The following is a 21,683-nucleotide window of genomic DNA, read 5'->3' as shown; positions in this document are numbered from 1 at the left end:
TTCAGGGCAGCCAGTCCTGCGAGGGTTATTCTTCACTATAGCTTGCGGGACGGCTATTCTGAAGATGATTGGAAAAAAGAAGAGTATGGGTTTATTCTGGCTTGCTGATCAGCTTTGTCTTGGTGACGATGACGCCGTCTTTCTTGTGGGGGCTTCTGATTATGCAGTCTGCTCCCTTCTCAAGCTCGCGTGCCTCGTCACAGAGAACAGCTGCCTGGCGCATCATTTCGTGTGCTGAACAGACGATAGGAATGTACTTCTCCCATTCCTTTGTCATGAAACAGCCCTTTACATTGACGCCTGCAACAGACTGTGCAATCTCATATGCTGCACGTGCCTTTGCCATTGCGTAGGGGTTGTTGAATGCACCATCAACTGCCTTGTCGGAGGTCATAACAACCTTCGGGAGGACGAGGTCTGCACCCTTCTTGCCTGCCTTCACCTGGTCAATCACCTTGTCAAGCTCCACCTGGAGTTTGGTGAATGCGCCGGTGAGAGCAAGAACTTTTACGAGGTTGCCGTTGTAGTCGGCCATCTCTACGGGGTCGAGGAATTCACGGCGGGCACCGATCATTGCATCGGCTTTCATGATGATGTAGCCGAAGCTGCTTGCCTTCAGTGCATCAAACTGTTCTTTCTTGGTCGTGATGTCGTCGGTGATGACGACAACAGGGATACCTGCCTTTGCAAGCTCCTCACGTGCACCGGTTGGTCCTGGGAGCACACCATTTGGTGAGACGACGACACAGAAGTCTGGTCCCCATGCCTTCATGTTGGTGACGACGCGGTCGATATCTTCGGGCTGAAGTTTGGTACCGGAGGTTGCCATGAAGGTCTGCATGTCTTCACGGTCTGCACGCTCGTCAAGGAGCAGCTCGGCCATGACACCGGAGGCGATATTGCCAAGTTTTGCTATGCCTACTTTTACTACCATAGAATTACACCTCTCAAAAAATTTGAGAACACTTCCTTTTTTGATAAAAGGGCATATAAACATTTTGAAACTGCTTTTCACGTCTGTGTTGATATCGCTCAGTTAAGGTAAAATGTTTAAACTTGTGGCGCAATATAGTACATTAATGAAAGACGGCCTTCTCACCGAGCGGCAGAAAGAGGTGCTCAGATACAGAAAACAGGGGATGACCCAGCAGCAGATCGCAGATCTGATCAATACTTCAAAAGCAAATGTCTGCACAATCGAAAAGTCGGCAACAGAGAATATAAGGCGTGCACGGGAAACACTTGATTTTGTGAATACACTGGATGCCAAGGAGCTCTGCACCATTACAGCCGAAGAAGATCTCCTTGAAGCAATCAATACTATCTATGAAGAGGCTGAGAGATGTGGTATCAAGGTCCGCTACGATACAGTCACACTCATTAACCGTGTAAAAGATGCAAACCCGAATAAGATACATGCCCGGTATATCCAGGATACCATCCAGGTGTATATCAATGATAAGGGCGACCTCTTTTTTGAATGATCCTGCCTGGTTCACTCGCCGCTTTTCATCACTTTTATAATCTCTTCCTGTCAATAGTATAGGAAGCCGGATCAGGCTGTCTCAGATCGAACCGGTACTATCGCCGCTTCCCTCTGTGCGAAGAGATCATTTCAGCCAGTAATTTCAATGGAATACTGGTGGATGTTGCAATGGATTGCAACGAGACGACCATAAGCAGGTCTGATTAAACGCGCCGGGCCAACGCATTGCCGAGCCCATTTCCGGCCATCCGGAAGCGCGGTTAGGGTCAGGAACTCTTTAGAGAGACCAAGAAAGCTGATTGACGAGCAGAACTCAATAGTTCTCGACGGGTGAATATCTCCGGGAAAAACATTTCCGCTGATAGTATCTCTTCTATGCTCAGGAATCAGGTGACGATCTCTTCCAATACTGTTCCTACCAACGTATCCCGCTGATAAGCCTGAAAATGGCTGAACTGAGCGGTGTAGAATGGGCTTTCAGTTGAACGGCCCAGATAGATAGACTCGAAGGATTGAAGAATACATGCCGAAAACTCACAGGCCACGCTCAGGTTCACTTGCATTCAGCCCAAGGAAACGAGCAAAGAGTGAAGTTCCAAAGTACAAGTCCTGGCCAAAATATGCCGGTAAACCGGTTTTGCAGGGATTTGCAGGGTATAAGGTTGGCATGACTCATGTCATCATGGTCGACGACCACAAGAGCAGCCCAAATGAGGGGAAGGATATCATGATCCCCGTGACGGTTGTTGAGGTTCCGTCCATGAAGGTTGCTGCCATCCGCGCGTACCGGAAAGATACCTATGGTAAACACCCGATGACCGAGGTCTGGGCAGACTCGCTGAGCGAAACCCTCGCTGGCAGAATTACAATGCCGAAGAACCACGATCGCGAAGGAACGATCAAAGCGATTAATGATGCAGTTGCAGCCGACAGCGTCACTGAGATCATGCTTCTGATGCACACCACCCCCGAGATCATATCCGGCATCCCGAAGAAAGTGCCGGATCTCATGGAGATCCGTGTTGCAGGAGGTTCGATGGGAGAGCGTCTTGCATATGCAGAATCCCTCCTTGGAACCGAGGTGGACTTTGCTTCAGTCATGAAGGAAGGGGCATATGCCGATATTACCGCCATCACAACAGGCAAGGGTACACAGGGAGCCGTGAAGCGCTGGGGCATCAGCCTCAGGAAGCGGAAACACTCCCGTGGCAAGAAGGAGCGCCATATCGGAACTCTGGGTCCATGGACGCCCCATCATGTCCGCTGGCAGGTGCCTAACGTCGGCCAGATGGGATACCAGCAGAGAACCGAATATAACAAGCGCATCATCAAAATCGGCGAGGATATCGAAGCAGTCAACCCTGAAGGCGGATTCCTTCACTACGGGCTTGTCCGCAACAACTATGTCCTTGTCAAGGGCTCCATCCCGGGTCCGGTGAAAAGGATCATCAGGTTCCGCCCCGCAATCCGCCAGGGTGAACACCAGGTGCGGGTTCCGGTTGTCGAATATGTCAGCCAGAAGAGCAAACAGGGGTGAATGAGAGATGAAAGCAGCAGTAAAAACACTTGACGGTTCGCCCCTGAAGGAGATTGACCTTCCGGACGCTTTTAACACGCCATACCGTCCAGATATCATTAAACGAGCGGTTCTGGCACTCCAGAGCACCCGCTACCAGCCCCATGGCAGTGACCCGTACGCAGGAATGCGGACGTCAGCAGCAAGCTGGGGCTCAGGCAGGGGTGCAGCCCAGATCCCGCGTATCAAAAACGGCTCACGTGCAGCAAGAGTTCCAAACGCACGTGGCGGCCGGGCATGCCACCCCCCGGTTACAATGAAAAACCTTGTTGAGAAGATCAATAAGAAAGAGAAGGTACTCGCTATCCGCTCAGCAATTGCAGCAACGGCAAACCCGGAGCTTGTCAGGGCACGCGGACACCTGTTTGAACAGGATCTCATCTCAGTTGTTGATGATTCATTTGAGAATCTCGAACGCACATCAGAGGTCATAGCTGTCCTTGAGTCCCTCGGACTGATGAAAGATGTCATCAGGTCGAAGCTCAGCCGGAACAGAAAGCCTGGGCGTGGTAACCTCCGTGGCAGGGGAATGAAGCAGAGGAAGAGCCTCTTAATTGTAACCTCAGAGATTCCGCTCCGTGCAGCAGCCAACCTGCCCGGTGTCGACTCAGTGACCGTTCATGAACTCAATGCCGAACTTCTTGCGCCAGGCACTCATGCAGGCCGCCTCACGGTCTGGACTGAATCAGCATTGAAGCAGTTATCGGAGGTGAACTGAAATGGTTCTTGATCATCCGTCAGTTACGGAAAAGGCCATGGCGATCCTGGAGAGAGAGAACAAGCTCGTCTTTATTGTCCGAAAAGAAGCCGATAAGGATATGATCTCCCGCGATATCGAGAAGACATTTGGAAAGACTGTCACCGGAGTTAAAACCCTGATGACAAATAAAGGCACCAAGAAGGCTATTGTGAGCTTTGAAGATGACAAAGCCGCAGAAGAAATCCTAAGCCGACTTGGAATCGTGTAGGTGAGTTGAGATGGGACATCGAATTAGCAGTCAGGCGCGAGGTAAGGGAGGCCCTACATACCGCGCCCCATCACACAAGTACAAATCAGATCTCAAACATCCCGGCACCGGCGACAAAACGGTTCGTGGAACGATCATCGATATCGAGCATGACCCGGCACGCCATGCCCCGATTGCCCGTGTTGCTCTTGAAGACGGTGAGAAGATCTATCTTCTCGTCACTGAAGGAATGGGCGTTGACGATGTTATCGAGTGCGGATCCGATGCAGCAGTCAGGAACGGAAACACCCTCCTTCTCCAGGATATCCCGACAGGAGCAGCGGTCTGCAATATCGAGGCACGTCCCAATGATGGTGGGAAGTTTGTCAGATCGAGCGGAGTGCAGGCCCTTGTCATTGGAAAGTCCGAGGACAGGGTAGGTATCCGGATGCCGAGCGGGGCAATCAAATGGTTCAACAGCCACTGCCGTGCCACCATCGGTATTGTAGCAGGTGGCGGACGCAGTGAGAAGCCCTATGTGAAAGCTGGCAAAGTCTTCCATAAGGTAAAATCGCAGGCAACCCGTTGGCCGCGTGTCCGTGGTGTAGCAATGAACGTCATCGACCACCCATTCGGTGGCGGTGGGCACCAGCACCCCGGAAGGCCAAAGACTGTATCGCGTGGCACGTCGCCAGGGCGGAAGGTCGGGCATGTTGCTGCACGGAGAACCGGATACAAGAGGTGATCGGATAATGGCAAAGAAACAAGTTAAGCGAATGCCGAGGCGGCGTGAGGAGTTTACCTACCACGGGTATACAATACCTGCCCTTCAGGAGATGTCGATCAATGATCTCATTCCGATCATGCCATGCCGCGCCCGAAGGAAGATGCAGCGTGGAATGACCCGTGATGAAGAGAATCTCCTCGAAAAGATCCGCTCCGGCGATGAGAAGATCAGAACGCACAGCCGTGCAATGGTCATTCTCCCTGAAATGGTTGGAAAGACTATCGAGATTTATAATGGAAAAGAGTTTCAGCGGGTTGAGATCCCGGTTGAAGGTGTCTTCCATTATCTTGGAGAGTTCGCCCTTACCCGGCGGAAGATCTCACATGGTAGTGCCGGTATCGGTGCAACCCGGTCGAGTAAGTACGTTCCCCTGAAGTGATCTCTATGGCACGAACAGATTATATCATGAAACTCGAAGGCGAGAACATCGCGCGAGCCAAAGCAAACGAGCTGAACTGCTCGCCAAAACATGCCATCGAGATCGCGAACTTCATCAGGCACAAGGATGTCAACTCGGCGCTTGACTACCTGCATGAGGTAGTCGAAAAGAAGAAAGCCATACCTTTCAGGCGGTTTAAGTGCAATGTCGCTCACCAGAAGAGCCTGTCAGGAGTTGTCTGCCAGGGACGTTTCCCCGTAAAGGCATCAAAAGAGTACATCCGTCTCCTTGACTCGGTGAAGAAGAACGCAGAATATGCCGGGCTTTCAACAGATAACCTTGAAATTGTCCATGCTGCCGCAAACAGGGGCCGAAGCATGAAGGCTATCTTCCCCCGTGCAATGGGGCGTGCAACTCCCAAGGTCCGTGAAACCGTCACCATTGAAGTGATCGTGAGGGAGGTTGAGGAATAATGTCAGGAGAGAAGAAATTTGTCTCTGAAGGAGTCCGAAAGGTCCGGGTCGAGGCATTTTTACGGAAGGAGCTGAAGAGGGCCGGATATGGAGGAATGGATATCTTCCGGACTCCAATCGGAACCCAGGTTGCTATCTTTGCAGAGAAGCCCGGTATTGTTATCGGAAAGGGCGGCAAGCTCGTCCGCCAGATCACCGCCGATCTCGCAAATGAGTATGGTATTGAATCTCCGCAGGTTGAGGTGCAGCAGGTTGAAAATCCAAACCTGAATGCACAGATCCTTGCAGAAAGGCTTGCAAACGCCCTTGAACGTGGCTGGTACTTCAGAAAGGCGGGAACAAGCGTCATCCGCCGCGTGATGGAATCCGGCGCCCTTGGTTGCGAAGTGATCATTGCAGGAAAACTGACGGGATCGAGGTCCCGTGTCCAGAAGTTCGTTGAGGGTTATATCAAACACTCAGGTGAGCCTGCAATCAGCATTGTCGAGACCGGGTATGCGGTTGCGATCAAAAAACTTGGCACCATCGGTGTTCAGGTCAAGATCATCCCTCCCGGCGCACGTATCCCTGATCACTTCGAAATTGTTCCACCTGCCGCTCCATCAGAGCCAAAGGAGATCAATGTCCTGGATGTCAGCGATATCGGAGAAGATATCGATCGCGAACTTGAGGCAGTCATCTCACCGGAAGATGAGTATGAGAGGGAGGATCTCTGATGGCAATATTCCGCGCACGTGAGGTTGCCCAGTTCTCCGATGTCGAACTGATCGAACAGGAGAGCAAGCTCAGGACCGAACTCATCCAGCAGTATGGCAAGGTGAGTGCAGGTGGTGCCCCGGACAACCCGGGCCAGATCCGCGAACTCCGAAGAACCATTGCCCGGATAAAAACCGAGCAGAATAAGAGAAGAAGTGCATGATCACGCCAGAGAACGTTCTTCGTCATGAGTTAATCGGACGGAACGTTCTGGTTGTGCATGCGACAAACCCTGCCCAGGAGGGAATTTCGGGTATGATCGTCGATGAGACGAAGAGCATGATCTCAATCCTGACATCCGTCGGATTAAAGCATGTTCCGAAGAAACATACTATATTCCGGGTTACCCTCCCGGACAGGGTGCAGGTGGAACTCCTCGGGTCGACGATTATCGGCCGGCCTGAGAAACGGATCACCATGCGCATCAGAAAATGAGGGTTGTTAATGGCACGAAACATTGGGTTGAATGTTGCACCTCCTACACAGGAATGCAACGAAGATGATTGCCCGTTTCATGGCACTTTGCCGGTGCGCGGCCAGGTGATTACCGGCAAAGTCGTGAGCGAGAAGATGAAAGGAACTGTTGTGGTAGAACGCGAGTACCTGCACTTCGTTAAGAAGTATGACCGGTACGAAAAGCGCTCCTCCAAACTCCATGCCCATGTCGCCCCATGCCTCCACGTGAAGGTTGGCGACGATGTCAAGGTAGCGGAGTGCAGGCCCCTGAACAAAACGACGCATTTCGTCGTTGTTGAGGTGAAAACCGCATGAAAGCACTGGGATCAAAGATTCCGCGCGCACTCCAGACCGGATCGCGAATGGTCTGTGCGGATAACACCGGTGCACGTGTTGTCGAGGTCGTCTCGGTTGACAAGTATCATGGTGTGCGAAGGCGTCAGCCCAAACTTGGGATTGGCGACGTTGCCACCGTCTCTGTCAAGAAGGGAACCCCGGACATGCGTAAAAAACTCGTCAAAGCAGTCGTAGTACGGCAGAAGAAAGAATTTAGAAGGCCAAGCGGCCTCCGTGTATCATTTGAAGAGAACGCAATGGTTCTTATTAATGAAAATGGCGATCCCCGTGGGACCGAGATAAAAGGCCCGGTTGCACGTGAAGTTGCCACACGGTATCCAAAGATCGCGTCTATGGCGACGATCATCATCTGAGGTGCTTTATGGTGCGAATAGCAAGCAGTCAGCCGAGGAAACAGCGGAAGGTTCGGTACAATGCGCCGATTCACCTCCGTGGAACGCTGCTCCATGCGATGCTCTCACCTGAGCTTCGTGAAAAGCACGGCCGCCGAAATATCCGGTTAGTGACCGGAGATACCGTAAAAGTGCTTCGGGGTGAGCACGCCGGAACAACAGGTGTTGTCGAAGGAATCGATGCAAAGCGCTTTGCGATACAGGTTCATGGCGTCACCGTTAAGAAGGCGGATGGAACCGAGGTTGCACGACCACTCGATCCCTCCAAGGTGATGATCACCAAACTAAATCTTAAAGATCCAAAGCGTGAGGAACGTATCGGGGTGAAGGAATAATGGCACATATGAAGCGAATGGTTGCCCCAGGATCATGGGGTGTCGAAAGAAAAGTCAGCACATATGCTCCGGCCACAGCCCCCGGCCCACATAATGCAGGTGCACTCCCGATTGCAATCTGGATACGGGATCACATGGGTATTGCCAGAAACATGAAGGAGATTAAACAGATTCTTCATGATCGTCAGGTTATTGTGAACGGCAAAATCTGTACTGATCCACATATCGGTATCGGTGTCTTTGACATCATCTCGTTCCCAAGACTTGGGAAGCATTACATCATGCTCCTTGACAAGCGCGGACGGTTTGCATCATCCGAGATTGGAGCTGATGCAGCGAAGATCCGTCTCTCAAAGATCAGGAACAAGACGACGCTTCCCGGAGGAAAAGTCCAGTTGAACCTTCTCTTCGGGGCTAATGTCAATGCTGATGATTCATACCGACCGAAAGATTCGATTATCCTGAAACTGGGCGTCGATGGAGATTCACGCTTTGAGATAACCGAGCACTTCCCCTATGCAGTCGGCAATGTTGCGATGGTTGTCGGTGGACAGCACTCCGGAAGGGTAGCCCGGATCCGTGAAGTGATCCCGGTTCAGGGGAGTGTACCAAACCGTGTCAGCCTTGAAGAGATCTCGACAGGCGAGGTATTCGAGACTATCGAGCCGTACATCTTTATGGTAGGGCGGGAAGAGCCTGCACTTGGTATATGGGGGATCACTGTATGACCGGGATGCAGGAGCTCTATGTCGATAAGATCGTTGTCCATATGAGTGTTGGCGAAGGCGGAGACAAACTGATGAAAGCAGAGGCCCTGATGAAAGAGATCTGTGGCGGAGCAACATCTGTCAGAACAATCGCCAGAAGGACGGTTCCTGCCTTTGGCCTTCGGAAAGGCCAGTCAATGGGCTGTAAGCTTACCCTGAGAGGAGATAAAGCCGAAGAGTTCCTCCGGACATCTTTAAACATCATTGAGAAGAAGATTGATGCGAGCCGGTTCGATACAAATGGGAACTTTGGCTTTGGGATTGAAGAACATACGGATTTCCCCGGCCAGTCCTATGATCCGCAGATCGGTATCTATGGCATGGACATTAACGTTGTCATCGAGAAGAAGGGTGTACGGATTGCGCGTCGGTCTGCACAGAAGAAGAAGCTTCCTTCAAAACAGCATGTCAGGAAAAATGAAGCAATATCGTTTATGAAGGAGCATTTCAATGTCGAGGTGGTTGAGTAATGGCGGAGAAGACAAAAACTCCTCAGAAGAAGGTCAGCTACGGGAGCAACGTCTGCCAGATGTGCGGTCGTAAGCAGGGTCTTGTGCGGAGATATAATATCATGTTCTGCCGCCAGTGCTTCCGTGAGTGGGCTCCGACGATGGGCTTTAAGAAGATGAACTAGGTGGCCGGAGAATGACACAACAGAATATTATTGCCGATGCAATGAGCGCCATCAAGAATGCAGGCGATGCAGGCAGGCTTGAGGTGACGGTAGAACCTGCCTCCAGGCTCTTTGGTGCGATGCTCGGCATCATGCAGGAGAATGGCTACATCGCCGGCTTCGAATATATAGATGATGGCCGGGGAGGCCGTTTCTCGATCCAATTAACAGGCCGGATCAATAAGTGTGGTGCAATATCACCCCGCTTTGCCGTAAAGATGGAAGACATGGAGTCCTGGGAGACGCGGTACCTGCCCGCCAAAGGGTTTGGGCTTCTGCTGATGACCACATCCCAGGGTGTTATGTCTCATGAACAGGCCAGGAAGGCTGGAATCGGCGGGCAGCTGATTGGGTACGTCTACTGAGGTGCACTGAGATGGTACACAGAGAAAGTATTGATATCCCATCAGGCGTCCAGATCCAAATGGATGGGGATAATATCGTCGTGAAAGGGCCAAAGGGCGAACTTCAGCGATCGATGTACTATCCAAACATCTCCGTCTCAATCGAGGATGGAGTTGTCGTGATCAGCACTGAATCCAACCGGAAGACGGTCTATGCAATGGTAGGGACATTTGCATCTCACATCCGCAATATGTGCATTGGTGTCACAGAAGGATTTGAGATCTCGATGAAGGTTGTCTACAGCCACTTCCCAATCCAGCTTAAACTTCATCCAGGAATCCTGGAGATCGGAAACTTCCTCGGCGAGAAGATGGTCCGGAATGCTAAGATCTTAAACGATGTAACAGTAAAGGTCGGATCAGACGAAGTCTTCGTGACTGGTATTGATAAAGAGAAGGTGGGTAATACTGCCGCCAATATTGAGAAGGCAACACGGATCAGAAAACGCGATCCACGTGTCTTCCAGGATGGCATATACAGAGTGGAGAAGGCGTGATCCAGATGGTCGCTATTAGAAGGCTGATTCGAGACCGCCGGGCAAAACGGGGAGACTTTAAACGCCAGTGTTTACATGCAAAAGCCAAGCTTGATGATGTCTGGCGGAGGCCCCGTGGCGGTCAGAGCAAACAGCGGAAACAGAAGAAAGCAAAGGGCAAAATCCCCGCACCGGGATTTGCCGGACCGGCTGCTGTCCGTGGCTTCCATCCGTGTGGAATGAAGGAAGCACTCGTAATGACGGCTGCGACACTTACGTCCCTTGACCCTGAAACCACTGCGATCCGTATTGGCGGAACTGTCGGGATGAAAAAGCGGATGGAGATCCAGGATAAGGCTCTCTCAGGCGGATTCAAAGTCTTAAACCCAAAGGTCATGGCTGTGGAAGAGCCCGATATCGAGGAAGAGGAGGTTGAAGACGATGAGTGATCTCGCATCCCAGAGGCGAATTGCAGCAGCAATTCTCAAATGTGGAGAGAACCGCGTATGGTTTGATCCTGAGCAGATCACTGAGATCGCAAATGCCGTATCACGTGAGGATATCAGGAATCTCATCGGTGACGGTGTTATCACGGCACACCAGAAGAAGGGAGTCAGCCGTGGACGTGCCCGAATCCGGATCGCAAAGCGTGCCTATGGCCACTGCAAAGGACATGGCCGGAGAAGAGGTGCACAGGGCGCCCGTACTCCTTCAAAGAGAGTATGGATCCAGAAGATCCGTGCACAGCGAACAACACTCCGTGAGATGCGCGATAACGGTACAATCGACCGTTCGATATACCGGAAATTCTACAGGCGTGCAGCAGGTGGTCAGTTCCGTAATGTCTCGCATCTGAAACAGAATATTGAACTGCACATCGAGAAGGTGAACTGATATGGCGACAGGTGCGCGATATTTCGTCCCGTTCAGGAGACGGAAGGAAGGAAAAACCGATTATTATCAGCGGATGCGCCTTATCATTTCAAGAAGGGCACGGTTTGTTGTCAGAAAGACATCACGGCAGATCATCGTCCAGCTGATCGTTGCAGAGATGACCGGAGACCGGACACTCGTATCTGCAACCAGTGGCGAGCTGTCAAAATTCGGATACACCGGATATACCGGAAACACCCCCGCGGCATACCTCACAGGCATGCTCTGCGCAGTCCGTGCACAGAAAGCAGGATATGAGGGTGGTATCCTCGATATCGGTTTGAATCGAGCAACAAAAGGAGCAAGGGTCTTTGCAGCACTGAAAGGAGCTGTAGAGGCTGGCTTTGACATACCACACGGCGAGGAGATCCTCCCGGACGAAGACCGTGTAAAGGGTGTTACAATTGCAGGATATGCCCCTGAAAGGGCAGGCAATCTTGTTGCTAATGTGGAAGAAGTGGCGGATGCCATTATGAAGGAGCTTGAGTGACATGGCATTTGAACATGAAGAATGGATCCCTGTCACCGGCCTTGGTAAAGCAGTAGCCGCAGGTGAATACGGAAGCCTCGAAGAGGTCCTCAACAGCGGCCGCCCGATCAAGGAGGCAGGTATCGTTGATGCATTCATCCCTGATCTCAGTGATGAGGTGCTTTCCATCGATATGATGCAGCGAATGACCGACTCCGGCAGGCGTATAAAGTTCCGTGCGGTTGTTGTTGTTGGAAACCGTGATGGCTACATTGGTTTTGGCCAGGGTAAGGATGTCCAGGTAGGTACCGCCATCCGTAAGGCGATCGTTTCGGCAAAACTGAACATTATCAAGGTACGGCGTGGCTGTGGCAGCTGGGAATGTGGATGCAGCAATCTGCACTCCATACCCATGCAGGTGGAAGGAAAGGCAGGGAGTGTCCGTGTCACCCTGAAGCCCGCACCCCAGGGTATCGGCCTTGTGACCGGTGAAATTGGAAAGAAGGTGCTTGATCTTGCAGGTATGAAGGATGTCTGGGTAATGACAAAAGGCAACACCAGGACGACCCTCAACTATGCAAAGGCAACCTTTGAGGCATTGAAAGAGACGAATATGGTTCGTATCGGGGGAGGTCGGCACTAATGTACGCAGTCGTGCAGGTGCGCGGCGTCGTCAATACCCGCCGTGAGATCAAAGAGACGTTAAAGATGCTCCGTCTCCACCATATCAACCATTGCGTCCTCATCCCTGAGACGCCCGAGTACCTTGGAATGATCCGGAAAGTAAAGGACTTTGTCGCCTATGGCGAGGTTGATGCTGATACGCTTGAGACAATTCTCAGGACCCGCGGCCGCCTTCTTGGTAACAAACCTCTCACCGACGAATACCTGAAGAGCGCATCTGAGTATGGAAGCGTCAGCGAACTTGCTGAGGCTCTCGCAGAAGGCAGGGTGAAGCTGAAGGATATCCCCGAACTCAAACCGGTGCTCAGAATGCATCCTCCAAGAAAAGGATACAAGACAATCAAGCGGACCTTTAACCAGGGTGGAGCGCTTGGATATTATGGCAGGGAGATTAACGCTCTCCTGTATAAGATGAGGTGAATTCGCGATGCCAGTCAATAAGCGATCAAAATATCGTGGATCAAGAACCTGTGGCGGTGGAACACATAAGAACCGCCGCGGGGCTGGAAACAGGGGTGGGCGTGGCGCTGCCGGATGGCGTGACCATAACTTTACCAGGTTCCATCTTCTTGGCAAACGTGAAGGAAAACATGGCTTTGTCTCCCCGACCTCAGTCGAGGTGACTGTCCTTGACATTGGTGAGATCGATCAGATGCTCCCTCTGCTCGTTGTGCAGGGGATCGCACGTGAGGAAGATGGTTGCATCACCCTCGATGCAGCAAATCTCGGTATCGAGAAGGTACTCGGAGGGGGCCGTGTTCATCATAAGATGAACATTACTGCAGAATACTTCTCCGAACGTGCAAAAGCAAAGATCGAAGAGCTCGGTGGCCAGGCATTGGCCCAGTAAATTTTTTTTTGGTGACCTATGGGAGAACTGCTGGATCGAATGGAGCCTCTGCTGGCAAGAATGCCTGCGGTGAAGGCACCTGAAGGGCATGTCCATTTTAAGAACAAGTTAATCTGGACCCTTGCTATTCTGCTTCTGTATTTTGTTCTGACGAACATTCCCGTCTTTGGACTGGCACCCGACTCAGTGGATATTTTTCAGTTCTATCGTGCACTTCTTGCAGGTGAGAGCGGATCTATCCTCCATGTCGGTATCGGTCCAATTGTGACGGCGTCTATTGTCCTTCAGCTCTTAAAAGGTGCAGATCTTATCCCCCTTGATACATCTGATGCCCGTGGACAGGTGATGTACATGGGTCTGCAGAAGATGCTTATCCTTGTGATGATCGTCCTTCAGGCAGCGCCAAACCTTGTGGGTGGTTTCCTCCAGCCCGATCCGGCAGTTGCAGCAGCCTTCTTCGGGGGAAGCCTGTCTATGGTTTCCTTCCTGATATTCCTGCAAATCTGCCTTGGCGGCGTTCTTATCTTCTTTATGGATGAGGTGGTGACGAAGTGGGGCATCGGATCCGGAGTCGGGCTTTTCATCGTGGCAAGCGTTTCACAGGGTCTGATTAATGGATTCTTTAACTGGACGCCGGTGACCGATCAGTACCCTGTTGGTTTCTTCCCGCGCCTCTTTGCTATCGTATTCGATGGCGGGAATTTCCTGCAGTACTTCACAACGGATGTGATTGCGCTTCTTACAACCGTGATCATCTTCCTGGTAATTGTATATGTCGAGTCGACACGGATTGAGATCCCTCTTGCGCATGCAAATGTCAGGGGATCACGAGCAAAGTTTCCGGTGAAGCTCATCTATGCAAGTGTGCTTCCGATGATCCTTGTCCGTGTCCTGCAGGCAAATGTCCAGATGTTTGGGATGTTCCTCTCAAGCATGGGGATTACGGTATTCGGCCGTTTCGACGGGACACAGCCGATTGATGGCATCATGTATTTCCTTGCCCCGATCAATAGTCCTCAGGACTGGATGTGGTGGATGGCTGATGTCGGCCATGCGCCATGGGAAGTTCTATTGCGTCTTGGGATCGATGTGACTATCATGGTTGTCGGTGGTGCAATCTTCGCCCTCTTCTGGGTGAAGACAGCAGGGCTTGACTCAAAACATGTCGCACGCCAGATTCAGAACAGCGGCATGCATATCCCCGGGTATCGCCGCAACCCGCAGGTGCTTGAGCGATACCTTGACCGGTATATCCCTCGTGTCACCGTCATTGGCGGTGTATTTGTGGGTATTCTCTCAGTCGCCGCAAACCTCTTCGGTGTCGTTGGTGCCGTTGGAGGAACGGGTCTCTTACTTGCGGTAAGTATCGTCTACCGTATGTATGAGCAGATCGCAAGCGAGCAGATCATGGAGATGTATCCGTTCATGCGGCCGTTCTTTGGAAAGGAGTGAAATGATTCATGGCAGGAAAGAAGATAATCATCACAGGTGTTCCCGGTGTCGGGAAGACAACAGTCATTAACCAGGCAATGGAGACCCTTCTCGCAGAAGGGATCCCCTACCAGAACATCAATTTTGGATCATTCATGTTTGAGGTTGCGCTGTCCGAGGGGCTTGCCGAGGATCGCGACCAGATGCGAAAACTTGATCGAACTGTCCAGAAACGCCTTCAAAAGCTTGCTGCTGAGAAGATGGCAGCAATTGATGGTAATGTGATCATTGATACGCATGCATCTGTGAAGACCCCGGCCGGATATCTGGCCGGTCTTCCTGAGTGGGTGCTTACCGCCCTTATGCCCGATACAATTGTCCTCGTTGAAACCGATGACGATCAGATCCTCATTCGCAGGCTCTCTGATGCATCCCGTGTCAGGGATATGGAAGGTGCCGGTTCTATCCGCGAGCACCAGCAGATGAACCGTTCATTTGCTGCTGCATATGCGATGCTCACCGGATGCACCGTAGCTATTGTCACAAATGCAGATCATCTCCTTGAACAGAGTGTCAAATCCCTTGTTGCAGTGCTGAAATAGTGGAAGTGCATGATGCTGAACCTGATGAAGAAGTACGGGACATATATCGCATTCATCCTGGCTTTTGGGCTGATGCTTGCATATGGAGTAGAGTGGGTTCGGGATGGTATTGCCGGGGTTATTGATATTGCACTTGGACCTCTGACAGATACCTTTGGCCTACCGTTCTTTGCGGTTCTCCTCTTCCTCTCCTCGGCAACCGGTCTGTACTCTTCACTGATTCAGAAGTACACAATCGACTATGAGAAGATGCAGGAAGTTCAGGCAAAGATGAAAGAGTTCCAGATGAAGTTCCGTGAGGCACAGCTTGCAGGTGATGAAAAAGCCATCAAGAAGCTTGAGGCAAAACGTGATGCCATGATGAAGGATCAGCTTGAGATGTCTCAACAGCAGTTCAAGCCGATGGCATACATCATCCTCATCACCGTTCCTATCTTTTTCTGGCTCCTCTACCGGCTTCACGGGATGGATCTTGGTGCAGCTCTTACAATGGATACCGCCATCGTCTTCCCGTTTTTGGGAATTATCAGTTTGAATGATATGGCAATCTGGATTCTTCCTGCGTGGATTCTCTGGTATATGATCTGTTCGCTCACCGTCAGCCAGGTGATCAGGAAGGCCCTTAATATCGGGGGCATCTGATGCGAATCACCATCAGCGGCCTTCCCGGTAGTGGAACAACCTCTCTTGGAAAGGCACTCAGCGCCGAACTTGGATTCACCTTCATTTCGGCAGGTGAAGTATTCCGTGCCTGTGCAAAGGAACGGAATATGGATCTTGGTGCATTCGGGCGGCTTGCCGAGAGTGATCCTTCTATTGATCGTCTCATTGATGAGCGGCAGAAAGAGATCGGCATGAGTTCAGACAACATCATAATAGAAGGGCGGCTTGCAGGAAGAATGGTGGAGAATGCCGATCTCAGGATCTGGCTGACAGCCAGCCCAGAATGCCGGTCAAAGAGGATTGCCGATCGTGACATTCAGGACGGCGATACTGCAACGGCGGTCACAATAGAGAGAGAGCGTTCTGAAGCACAGCGGTACCGGTCCTACTATGGGATCGAGATCGGGGATCTTTCCTGTTATGATATGGTACTCAGCTCAGAGCGATTTGGACGTGCATCTCTTGTATTCATCGTTATAACTGCGATTAATGAGCTTATCAACCGTTGATTGTTACGAATAATCCACCCTTCAGTACCTTTTTTATACAGTTGTATCTCTCATATCACTGAGGAATAGTGCTATGGATATTACAAAATTTGAAAAGTATATGGCCCTTATCACAGACCATCCGCTAGTTTTGAGCCCTTCTGAGCGTGCCGGGATCATTATGGCCAGGAAAGATTACTGTATCTGCCCAACCTGTCCGACCTATCGTGAATGTGCTGAAAAGGCAGATGATCGTTGCTTCTGTACGATTGGAAAGAGCAGGGAGGGATGTATCAGTGATGAATCACCCGGATGCAAATGCCACCAATGCGTAGTCTATCAGGATGTCGGGTTTCAGAAGGAGTTCTTTTGCACGCGCGGAACTGAGCAGCAGCAGCGGGTCCTCTCGGTTCTTGAGATGAGGTAGAGAGTCCTTTAAACCTTTATCCGCATCCCTCATCGTTTTCATAGATAGAGAAGAGCTCCTGTGCCGCTCTCTTCGAGAGACGCCGTGTGACGAGATCAAGGAGTCCTGAAAAGAAGAAAGGTGAAATGCAGCCAACGCTCTCACTGCCGCTTCGCATCTGTTCGATCAGGTATTCGAGTTCTTCATTGGTGAGCCGTTCGAGCCGGCTTTTAAAATCATGTTCATCTGTTGAGTAATGGTTCGCAACAGGTGGAAGGATGGATCGAAACTCGGTTCTGGTGCCATTACAGATCAGATCCTCACATTCGGGTGCAAGTTTTCTCAGGATCCTGATATCATATTCTGTTAGTTCACGAGGCATGGATACTCTTCCTCCGTCAATGTGCTCGTTGCTTATATTGTATTGTTATTCCATAATACTGTCATAGAATCGTCCGGTATACTCCATTTATCATCTGCACCATATGGGTGGTTCCATCATAGAGAGCCCCATATTCGGGTGTCATCAAAGCCATCTGGATTGCAGTATCGATGGAAACGCGATCGATACTGTCTGCACGGTTTGTTCCGTCGGCTATCATAATGACTCCGGTGAAAGCGCGGGCACTGATGTCGTTTATCTCCTGTCCACTCTGTCGAACCATGAGTGAATTTACATTACGTATTGCCAGGGATTCTGTTGTGCTCTCTCTCTGGTACATCGAGGCGGCAATGATCCCATCTGAAAAGACGCCCGCTCTTCTGATGAATGATTCAGTTTTCCAGGCATCTCCAAGGGTAAAGATTATCGCCGGGGAGTACCCGGCTTCCCGTGCAGAGAGCAAAATCGCACCTGCCTCCCCGGGTGATCTTACAGAGACAAAAAGGGGGGTATCAGGGCTGCCTGTCATGATTACATCGATTGCAGACCCAATCTCTTTAATATCTTCATAGGTGATATCAGTTTCAACCTGGTACCCATGGCTTTCTGCGGTGGTACGCACCATTCCGATCAGGGGATCGTCTGGAACCCCTGAAAGAAGGGAAACAGGAGTTTTGTTCTCCACTCCATTCAGTTGTTCATCGATATAATCGAAGCAGTACCGGATATATGCCTCATTGTCAACTCCGATTGATCTCTCACGATCTGTGTCTCCCCCTGATATGCTCGTCTTTCCATCCGGAGTAATGGTAAGTGTCCCGATGATCTGAGTCCCTTCCGGTACATCTCCCAAATCATAGATTGCTCCAAGTCGCGCGTCAAAGAGAGAAGGAATGCCGTTATCTATTGCCAGAGGAATTTCAATGCCTGTCTGTTCATTGATCACTGTGAACGCGGCCTCTATACCCTTCTTCACTTCATCAACAAACCAGTCATCAGTTGAACCGGTTATCACATGAATATAGACAATTGTCCTGGGTGCAGTGATTATCCCGACAGTTTCCGCTTCGCCTCTTCGAATCTGGCGGATCTCAAAATGATAGGATGCCTCTCTCTTCTCATTGAACTGGATAGTGCCGAGTGCGCCGGTGTATTTCCGATTCCAGAACCACCCCGCAAGACACTCCATATCGCCTTCGCATGTTGTAATGGATGATGAAAGGCTATGTGCTGAATCAAATGACTCGGCAACGATACCTGGTGCGAAGAGGGACGTCTGATTGCTTATTCCTGAAAAAACAGGGTGATCCGGATTTATTCCGGGTGCAAGGACAAATACCCCTTCTGATAAATCCGGTTTTTCTTCCAGAAGATGCATGCTGCCGCGCTCCCATATAAGAATGACCGGGTTTGCCCCTCTGCTTCGGATTGCAGAGACGATCGCCGGCACCTGGGTATCGCCATGGATGATGAAGATCTCTGGCGGTGTGATCCGGAGTGGGTGCATGAGTTCAGTATAATCCTCGCTCTCCTGTGTATATTCGATCAGTCTGATGCTCTTCCCGGAGAGGATCGTCTGGATCTGAGCAGCCATCTCTCTTCCCTCTGCGCAATCCGGGTAGATAAAGGCAACATCCGAATATTCAGAGAGGAATGGGGCGATTGCATCAATTTCAGCTCCAATTGGCGGTGTAAAACTGATCCTGTTTCTGCTCACTTCAATTCCGGGTTGCAGGGGAGCTGCGATGGTTGCCATTGGGATACCCAATTCCTCAGCATAAGGGGCGATGGACTCAGCACAATCACTGCCTGATATGATTATTGCATGAAGTGTGTGTGTTTTACTGCGTTCTCTGAGGATTGCCACTGCATGTTCGGGGTCTCCCTGTGAATCCTCAATATACAGATTCACCGGATGGTCACGTGGCTGGATTGTTCCCCGCCTGATCCCATACTGCTGTGCTAATCCAAGATCTATATTGTCCCCGCTTAGTGGCAGTATTGCCAGAATGTTCAGCGATTTTGGTGCAGACAAAAAAGCCTCTCCTGGATCATCTTCTCCTGAAGGAATCCCTCCAAACATAACCAGCATGTACAGGGCAAGAGCTATGACGATTATTAAAATGAGCCTTTTCATTCCTCCTCACATCCCCTGGTGGGTTGCATCATTGCCCTTAGTTTCAATACAGATCCTCGCAATAGCGAGTTTTCATCTCATGGCTGAAGTGCTTGGATTACACTGTTTCGTATCCTGAGCACCTCTTCTGATGCCATCATCAGAGGTAGCCCATGTTCACTGCTTTCCTGCACAGTTCCAGTACCATCTGAATTCATCAATGCCTGGTATCTATTCGCATATGATGAAGGTACTTCGCCTCCCCATGTAAAGAAGCAGTGGTCAACTTCATCAATCCGTTGCTGCATTGCAGGGTCAAGCCCGTGTGTGCTGTTCATATTCAGAAGCAATTCTCTAAACGACAGGTACTCTTCTTTTCCTGGCATATACCTGATTGCAGAGTTAATCGCCTCTTCTGCGGCATCGTACTCCCCATTCTGTGCATATGCTCTGGCAAGCCCGAACCAGCCACCAGGGAATTGCTGGTGTATTATAATCGCCCGCATATATGCCTCTACTGCCTTTGCTGCCTGCCCCTGTGTCTCGTGCCAGTATCCGATCTCAGAGAGGACCTCGGCACGTGATTCTTTCACTGTCGTCATCTTAAGGGCTTTCCTCAGGATTGGGATTGCATCGGGGATACCGCATTCGGAGAGTACTTTTCCAATTGTTCTCAGTATCCGCCTCTTGTTTTCCTGTGGCAGAGATTCTTTCTGGATTGATTCGGCAAGAGAAGAGATGGTTGAAGGTGTGTTTTTCCCCTGCATCGCTTCTAAAATGACAAGAATCGCATCATAGCTCTCCTCATCATCACGTTCGTATATCAATTTCGCTGCCTCCCGGATCGTTTGTTTCCTGAGTAATGCGGATATGATACGGGTTTCAAGAAGATCGTCTTTTGCGGAATATAAATCTACAGAAGGTTTATTGGCATACCATGCCGCCCTTGCTCTCCAGAGGCGTACTTCAGGAGTGTTCTTAATGGTAACTGACGTATTAAACCATATACATGCATCATCGAACTGGAATGCGCCAAATGCGAGGATACCCCGGAGGGCGGTGTATTCTGCTCCAGCTCCTGCCTCCAGATCAAGAAGCAGGGCCGTATCGAAGCTGCCGTCTCTTCTCATCGCCCGGTTCAGTGTATCCAGACGGGATAAGATATGGTCGCTGCATTCATCCTCCCCGATCAGATCCTCGATTAATGCATATTCCCGATCAAACCACCCGGATCGTCTGCATGATGATGCGATCTGTATGAGGAGACGTGATCGTTCTTCTCCTTTCAGGTTTCGGGCAATTGAAATCAGCCTATCGAAGATGGTATTGCCCTCTTCTGATAAACCAAGCTTCTCGGCGGTTTCACAGAGGTAAATCAGCTCATCATGAAATACTGTGGAATCATCCTCCGGGCTCTCACGGGCAGCTTCAAGAGCAGACTGGAACTCAGAAAATGCACGTTCATACTCCCCGATATTCCGGGATATAAGCCCCATCTCCCTGTACGAGAGATGTTTGATATGTGGGTCATCAGTATGGCAGCATGCCTGGGAGTACAGGCTTCGTGCGGCAATAATCTGGTGTGTTGCAGCACAATAGCGTGCTCCGTCCAGTACCATATGCTGTGACGGCTCAAAGATCATAAATCCCCGAATGAGCGTCTCCCATCCATCCTCAGGATATCGTCTGTTCAGGATGGAGACCCTCTCATCATATGATAAAGCCAGAAAAGAGCGGCATGCAACAGCGGTAATGATATCTGTGTATTTTTTTATACCCGAGCTTTCTTTGATGTCTGCTGTAATCATATACCCTTCTGTCTCCTCCATGAAGGAGCTGATGATTACCCTGTCCATCGGGTGCAGGAGTCCTGGCTTTTCGGGTGTTTGGGTCTGGAGTGCAGTCTGGTATGCAATAGTCTGGTATAGAAAACCTGCCCTTTTTGTCTGCCAGTAATGAACTGGCAGATCGCTTTCTTCTGCAAAGAGGCAGCAGATGGCATCGGGGTTCTTTTCCATCATGCGGAGACGGAGAAGACCTTCTTCAACAAAGTCCGATGATACGGAAGCGGCATTGGTGAATGTTTTGCGCAGTGCATCAGATGATTTTTCATCTGAAGAGATCTTGATGCAGACATTCCATCGGAACGCAGGATCAGTCTCAACTCTCCGGAGGAAGATGATCTGGAGAATCATCTCCCCAAAAAGCGTTTCTACGTCAACGTGTTTTTTTGATCTGATCTCCTCTCGTATCACTGAATAATCCGGGAATACCTCTGATATGCCTCCGTACTGATGCATGCATCAGAGTTGGTTATACAGCTATATCACTCTCTCGACGGAATGATCGTATGGAATAGGAGAGGAAAAACACCCCTGATGTCCATAAGGGCAAC

The 21,683-nt window shown here is 50.6% G+C and carries 33 protein-coding genes; 29 read left to right on the top strand and 4 right to left on the bottom strand.

Going from position 1 to position 21,683, the window contains the following annotated elements:
* Positions 1-91 precede the first annotated feature (91 nt).
* Positions 92-934, bottom strand: coding sequence for a F420-dependent methylenetetrahydromethanopterin dehydrogenase (locus FTO68_RS06860; protein WP_255332642.1), 843 nt, complete (start codon positions 932-934; stop codon positions 92-94).
* Between the two features lie 145 nt (positions 935-1,079).
* On the opposite strand from FTO68_RS06860, the gene FTO68_RS06855 reads away from it, so the two are divergent.
* The 29 genes from FTO68_RS06855 to FTO68_RS06715 all read left to right on the top strand — a co-directional run bounded on the left by FTO68_RS06855 (position 1,080) and on the right by FTO68_RS06715 (position 16,811).
* A complete protein-coding gene (locus FTO68_RS06855; RefSeq protein WP_255332641.1) occupies positions 1,080-1,484 on the top strand; it encodes a Tfx family DNA-binding protein in 405 nt (134 codons plus the stop codon).
* Positions 1,485-2,009: 525 nt separating this feature from the next.
* Entirely contained in the window at positions 2,010-3,023 is a 1,014-nt protein-coding gene (locus FTO68_RS06850) for a 50S ribosomal protein L3 (RefSeq protein WP_255332640.1), read from the top strand.
* A 7-nt stretch (positions 3,024-3,030) separates the two neighbouring features.
* Positions 3,031-3,780 carry a 50S ribosomal protein L4 gene (gene rpl4p / locus FTO68_RS06845; RefSeq protein WP_255332639.1) on the top strand — a complete coding sequence of 250 codons (750 nt, stop codon included), beginning with the start codon at positions 3,031-3,033 and terminating at the stop codon, positions 3,778-3,780.
* Position 3,781: 1 nt separating this feature from the next.
* Positions 3,782-4,030, top strand: a complete 249-nt coding sequence (locus FTO68_RS06840) for a 50S ribosomal protein L23 (protein ID WP_255332638.1) — start codon at positions 3,782-3,784, stop codon at positions 4,028-4,030.
* A gap of 10 nt (positions 4,031-4,040) precedes the next feature.
* Positions 4,041-4,754: a 50S ribosomal protein L2 gene (locus tag FTO68_RS06835; RefSeq protein ID WP_255332637.1), complete on the top strand. Its 714-nt coding sequence runs from the start codon at positions 4,041-4,043 to the stop codon at positions 4,752-4,754.
* A 7-nt stretch (positions 4,755-4,761) separates the two neighbouring features.
* Positions 4,762-5,175, top strand: coding sequence for a 30S ribosomal protein S19 (locus tag FTO68_RS06830; protein ID WP_255332636.1), 414 nt, complete (start codon positions 4,762-4,764; stop codon positions 5,173-5,175).
* Positions 5,176-5,180: 5 nt separating this feature from the next.
* Positions 5,181-5,648, top strand: coding sequence for a 50S ribosomal protein L22 (locus tag FTO68_RS06825; RefSeq protein ID WP_255332635.1), 468 nt, complete (start codon positions 5,181-5,183; stop codon positions 5,646-5,648).
* Entirely contained in the window at positions 5,648-6,364 is a 717-nt protein-coding gene (locus tag FTO68_RS06820) for a 30S ribosomal protein S3 (RefSeq protein WP_255332634.1), read from the top strand. Before FTO68_RS06825 ends, FTO68_RS06820 begins: the two co-directional genes overlap by 1 nt.
* Positions 6,364-6,567 (top strand): 50S ribosomal protein L29, encoded by a 204-nt coding sequence (rpmC, locus tag FTO68_RS06815; protein WP_255332633.1) that lies wholly within the window; start codon positions 6,364-6,366, stop codon positions 6,565-6,567. Before FTO68_RS06820 ends, rpmC begins: the two co-directional genes overlap by 1 nt.
* Entirely contained in the window at positions 6,564-6,839 is a 276-nt protein-coding gene (locus FTO68_RS06810) for a ribonuclease P protein component 1 (RefSeq protein ID WP_255332632.1), read from the top strand. Before rpmC ends, FTO68_RS06810 begins: the two co-directional genes overlap by 4 nt.
* A 9-nt stretch (positions 6,840-6,848) precedes the next feature.
* On the top strand, positions 6,849-7,175 hold the full coding sequence (locus FTO68_RS06805) for a 30S ribosomal protein S17 (RefSeq protein ID WP_255332631.1): 327 nt from the start codon (positions 6,849-6,851) through the stop codon (positions 7,173-7,175).
* Positions 7,172-7,570, top strand: a complete 399-nt coding sequence (locus FTO68_RS06800; protein WP_255332630.1) for a 50S ribosomal protein L14 — start codon at positions 7,172-7,174, stop codon at positions 7,568-7,570. Before FTO68_RS06805 ends, FTO68_RS06800 begins: the two co-directional genes overlap by 4 nt.
* Before the next feature lie 8 nt (positions 7,571-7,578).
* The gene (rplX, locus tag FTO68_RS06795) at positions 7,579-7,944 is read left to right on the top strand and encodes a 50S ribosomal protein L24 (RefSeq protein WP_255332629.1); all 366 of its coding nucleotides are present in this window, start codon (positions 7,579-7,581) and stop codon (positions 7,942-7,944) included.
* A complete protein-coding gene (locus FTO68_RS06790) occupies positions 7,944-8,672 on the top strand; it encodes a 30S ribosomal protein S4e (protein WP_304364218.1) in 729 nt (242 codons plus the stop codon). The genes rplX and FTO68_RS06790 overlap by 1 nt, the downstream gene beginning before the upstream one ends.
* A complete protein-coding gene (locus FTO68_RS06785) occupies positions 8,669-9,181 on the top strand; it encodes a 50S ribosomal protein L5 (RefSeq protein ID WP_255332628.1) in 513 nt (170 codons plus the stop codon). The genes FTO68_RS06790 and FTO68_RS06785 overlap by 4 nt, the downstream gene beginning before the upstream one ends.
* Entirely contained in the window at positions 9,181-9,345 is a 165-nt protein-coding gene (locus tag FTO68_RS06780; protein ID WP_255332627.1) for a 30S ribosomal protein S14, read from the top strand. The genes FTO68_RS06785 and FTO68_RS06780 overlap by 1 nt, the downstream gene beginning before the upstream one ends.
* An 11-nt stretch (positions 9,346-9,356) precedes the next feature.
* The gene (locus tag FTO68_RS06775) at positions 9,357-9,749 is read left to right on the top strand and encodes a 30S ribosomal protein S8 (protein WP_255332626.1); all 393 of its coding nucleotides are present in this window, start codon (positions 9,357-9,359) and stop codon (positions 9,747-9,749) included.
* Between the two features lie 11 nt (positions 9,750-9,760).
* The gene (locus FTO68_RS06770) at positions 9,761-10,285 is read left to right on the top strand and encodes a 50S ribosomal protein L6 (RefSeq protein WP_255332625.1); all 525 of its coding nucleotides are present in this window, start codon (positions 9,761-9,763) and stop codon (positions 10,283-10,285) included.
* Positions 10,286-10,290: 5 nt separating this feature from the next.
* Complete coding sequence (locus FTO68_RS06765; RefSeq protein ID WP_255332624.1) at positions 10,291-10,713, top strand: 50S ribosomal protein L32e; 423 nt, start codon at positions 10,291-10,293, stop codon at positions 10,711-10,713.
* The gene (locus FTO68_RS06760) at positions 10,706-11,158 is read left to right on the top strand and encodes a 50S ribosomal protein L19e (RefSeq protein WP_255332623.1); all 453 of its coding nucleotides are present in this window, start codon (positions 10,706-10,708) and stop codon (positions 11,156-11,158) included. The genes FTO68_RS06765 and FTO68_RS06760 overlap by 8 nt, the downstream gene beginning before the upstream one ends.
* 1 nt (position 11,159) lies before the next feature.
* Entirely contained in the window at positions 11,160-11,687 is a 528-nt protein-coding gene (locus tag FTO68_RS06755; protein WP_255332622.1) for a 50S ribosomal protein L18, read from the top strand.
* 1 nt (position 11,688) lies between these two features.
* On the top strand, positions 11,689-12,309 hold the full coding sequence (locus tag FTO68_RS06750; protein ID WP_255332621.1) for a 30S ribosomal protein S5: 621 nt from the start codon (positions 11,689-11,691) through the stop codon (positions 12,307-12,309).
* Positions 12,309-12,770 (top strand): 50S ribosomal protein L30, encoded by a 462-nt coding sequence (locus tag FTO68_RS06745; RefSeq protein ID WP_255332620.1) that lies wholly within the window; start codon positions 12,309-12,311, stop codon positions 12,768-12,770. The genes FTO68_RS06750 and FTO68_RS06745 overlap by 1 nt, the downstream gene beginning before the upstream one ends.
* 7 nt (positions 12,771-12,777) lie before the next feature.
* The gene (locus FTO68_RS06740; RefSeq protein WP_255332619.1) at positions 12,778-13,200 is read left to right on the top strand and encodes an uL15m family ribosomal protein; all 423 of its coding nucleotides are present in this window, start codon (positions 12,778-12,780) and stop codon (positions 13,198-13,200) included.
* An 18-nt stretch (positions 13,201-13,218) separates the two neighbouring features.
* Entirely contained in the window at positions 13,219-14,652 is a 1,434-nt protein-coding gene (gene secY / locus FTO68_RS06735; protein ID WP_255332618.1) for a preprotein translocase subunit SecY, read from the top strand.
* 8 nt (positions 14,653-14,660) lie between these two features.
* Positions 14,661-15,233: an adenylate kinase gene (locus FTO68_RS06730; protein ID WP_255332617.1), complete on the top strand. Its 573-nt coding sequence runs from the start codon at positions 14,661-14,663 to the stop codon at positions 15,231-15,233.
* A gap of 9 nt (positions 15,234-15,242) precedes the next feature.
* A complete protein-coding gene (locus tag FTO68_RS06725; protein WP_368659885.1) occupies positions 15,243-15,875 on the top strand; it encodes a DUF106 domain-containing protein in 633 nt (210 codons plus the stop codon).
* Positions 15,875-16,405, top strand: coding sequence for a (d)CMP kinase (gene cmk, locus FTO68_RS06720; protein WP_255332616.1), 531 nt, complete (start codon positions 15,875-15,877; stop codon positions 16,403-16,405). The genes FTO68_RS06725 and cmk overlap by 1 nt, the downstream gene beginning before the upstream one ends.
* A 73-nt stretch (positions 16,406-16,478) precedes the next feature.
* On the top strand, positions 16,479-16,811 hold the full coding sequence (locus FTO68_RS06715; protein WP_255332615.1) for a DUF2769 domain-containing protein: 333 nt from the start codon (positions 16,479-16,481) through the stop codon (positions 16,809-16,811).
* A 16-nt stretch (positions 16,812-16,827) separates the two neighbouring features.
* On the opposite strand, the gene FTO68_RS06710 is transcribed toward FTO68_RS06715, so the two are convergent.
* The 3 genes from FTO68_RS06710 to FTO68_RS06700 all read right to left on the bottom strand — a co-directional run bounded on the left by FTO68_RS06710 (position 16,828) and on the right by FTO68_RS06700 (position 21,588).
* On the bottom strand, positions 16,828-17,172 hold the full coding sequence (locus FTO68_RS06710; protein WP_255332614.1) for a hypothetical protein: 345 nt from the start codon (positions 17,170-17,172) through the stop codon (positions 16,828-16,830).
* Positions 17,173-17,233: 61 nt separating this feature from the next.
* Positions 17,234-19,309, bottom strand: coding sequence for an ABC transporter substrate-binding protein (locus tag FTO68_RS06705; RefSeq protein WP_255332613.1), 2,076 nt, complete (start codon positions 19,307-19,309; stop codon positions 17,234-17,236).
* A gap of 77 nt (positions 19,310-19,386) precedes the next feature.
* A complete protein-coding gene (locus FTO68_RS06700; protein ID WP_255332612.1) occupies positions 19,387-21,588 on the bottom strand; it encodes a tetratricopeptide repeat protein in 2,202 nt (733 codons plus the stop codon).
* Positions 21,589-21,683 lie beyond the last annotated feature (95 nt).

Origin of the sequence: Methanocalculus taiwanensis, from assembly GCF_024372745.1 — an archaeon.
Classification (GTDB): domain Archaea; phylum Halobacteriota; class Methanomicrobia; order Methanomicrobiales; family Methanocorpusculaceae; genus Methanocalculus; species Methanocalculus taiwanensis.
The sequence above is the reverse complement of the archived record's forward strand: the minus strand, read 5'-3'. Positions and strand labels throughout refer to the sequence as shown.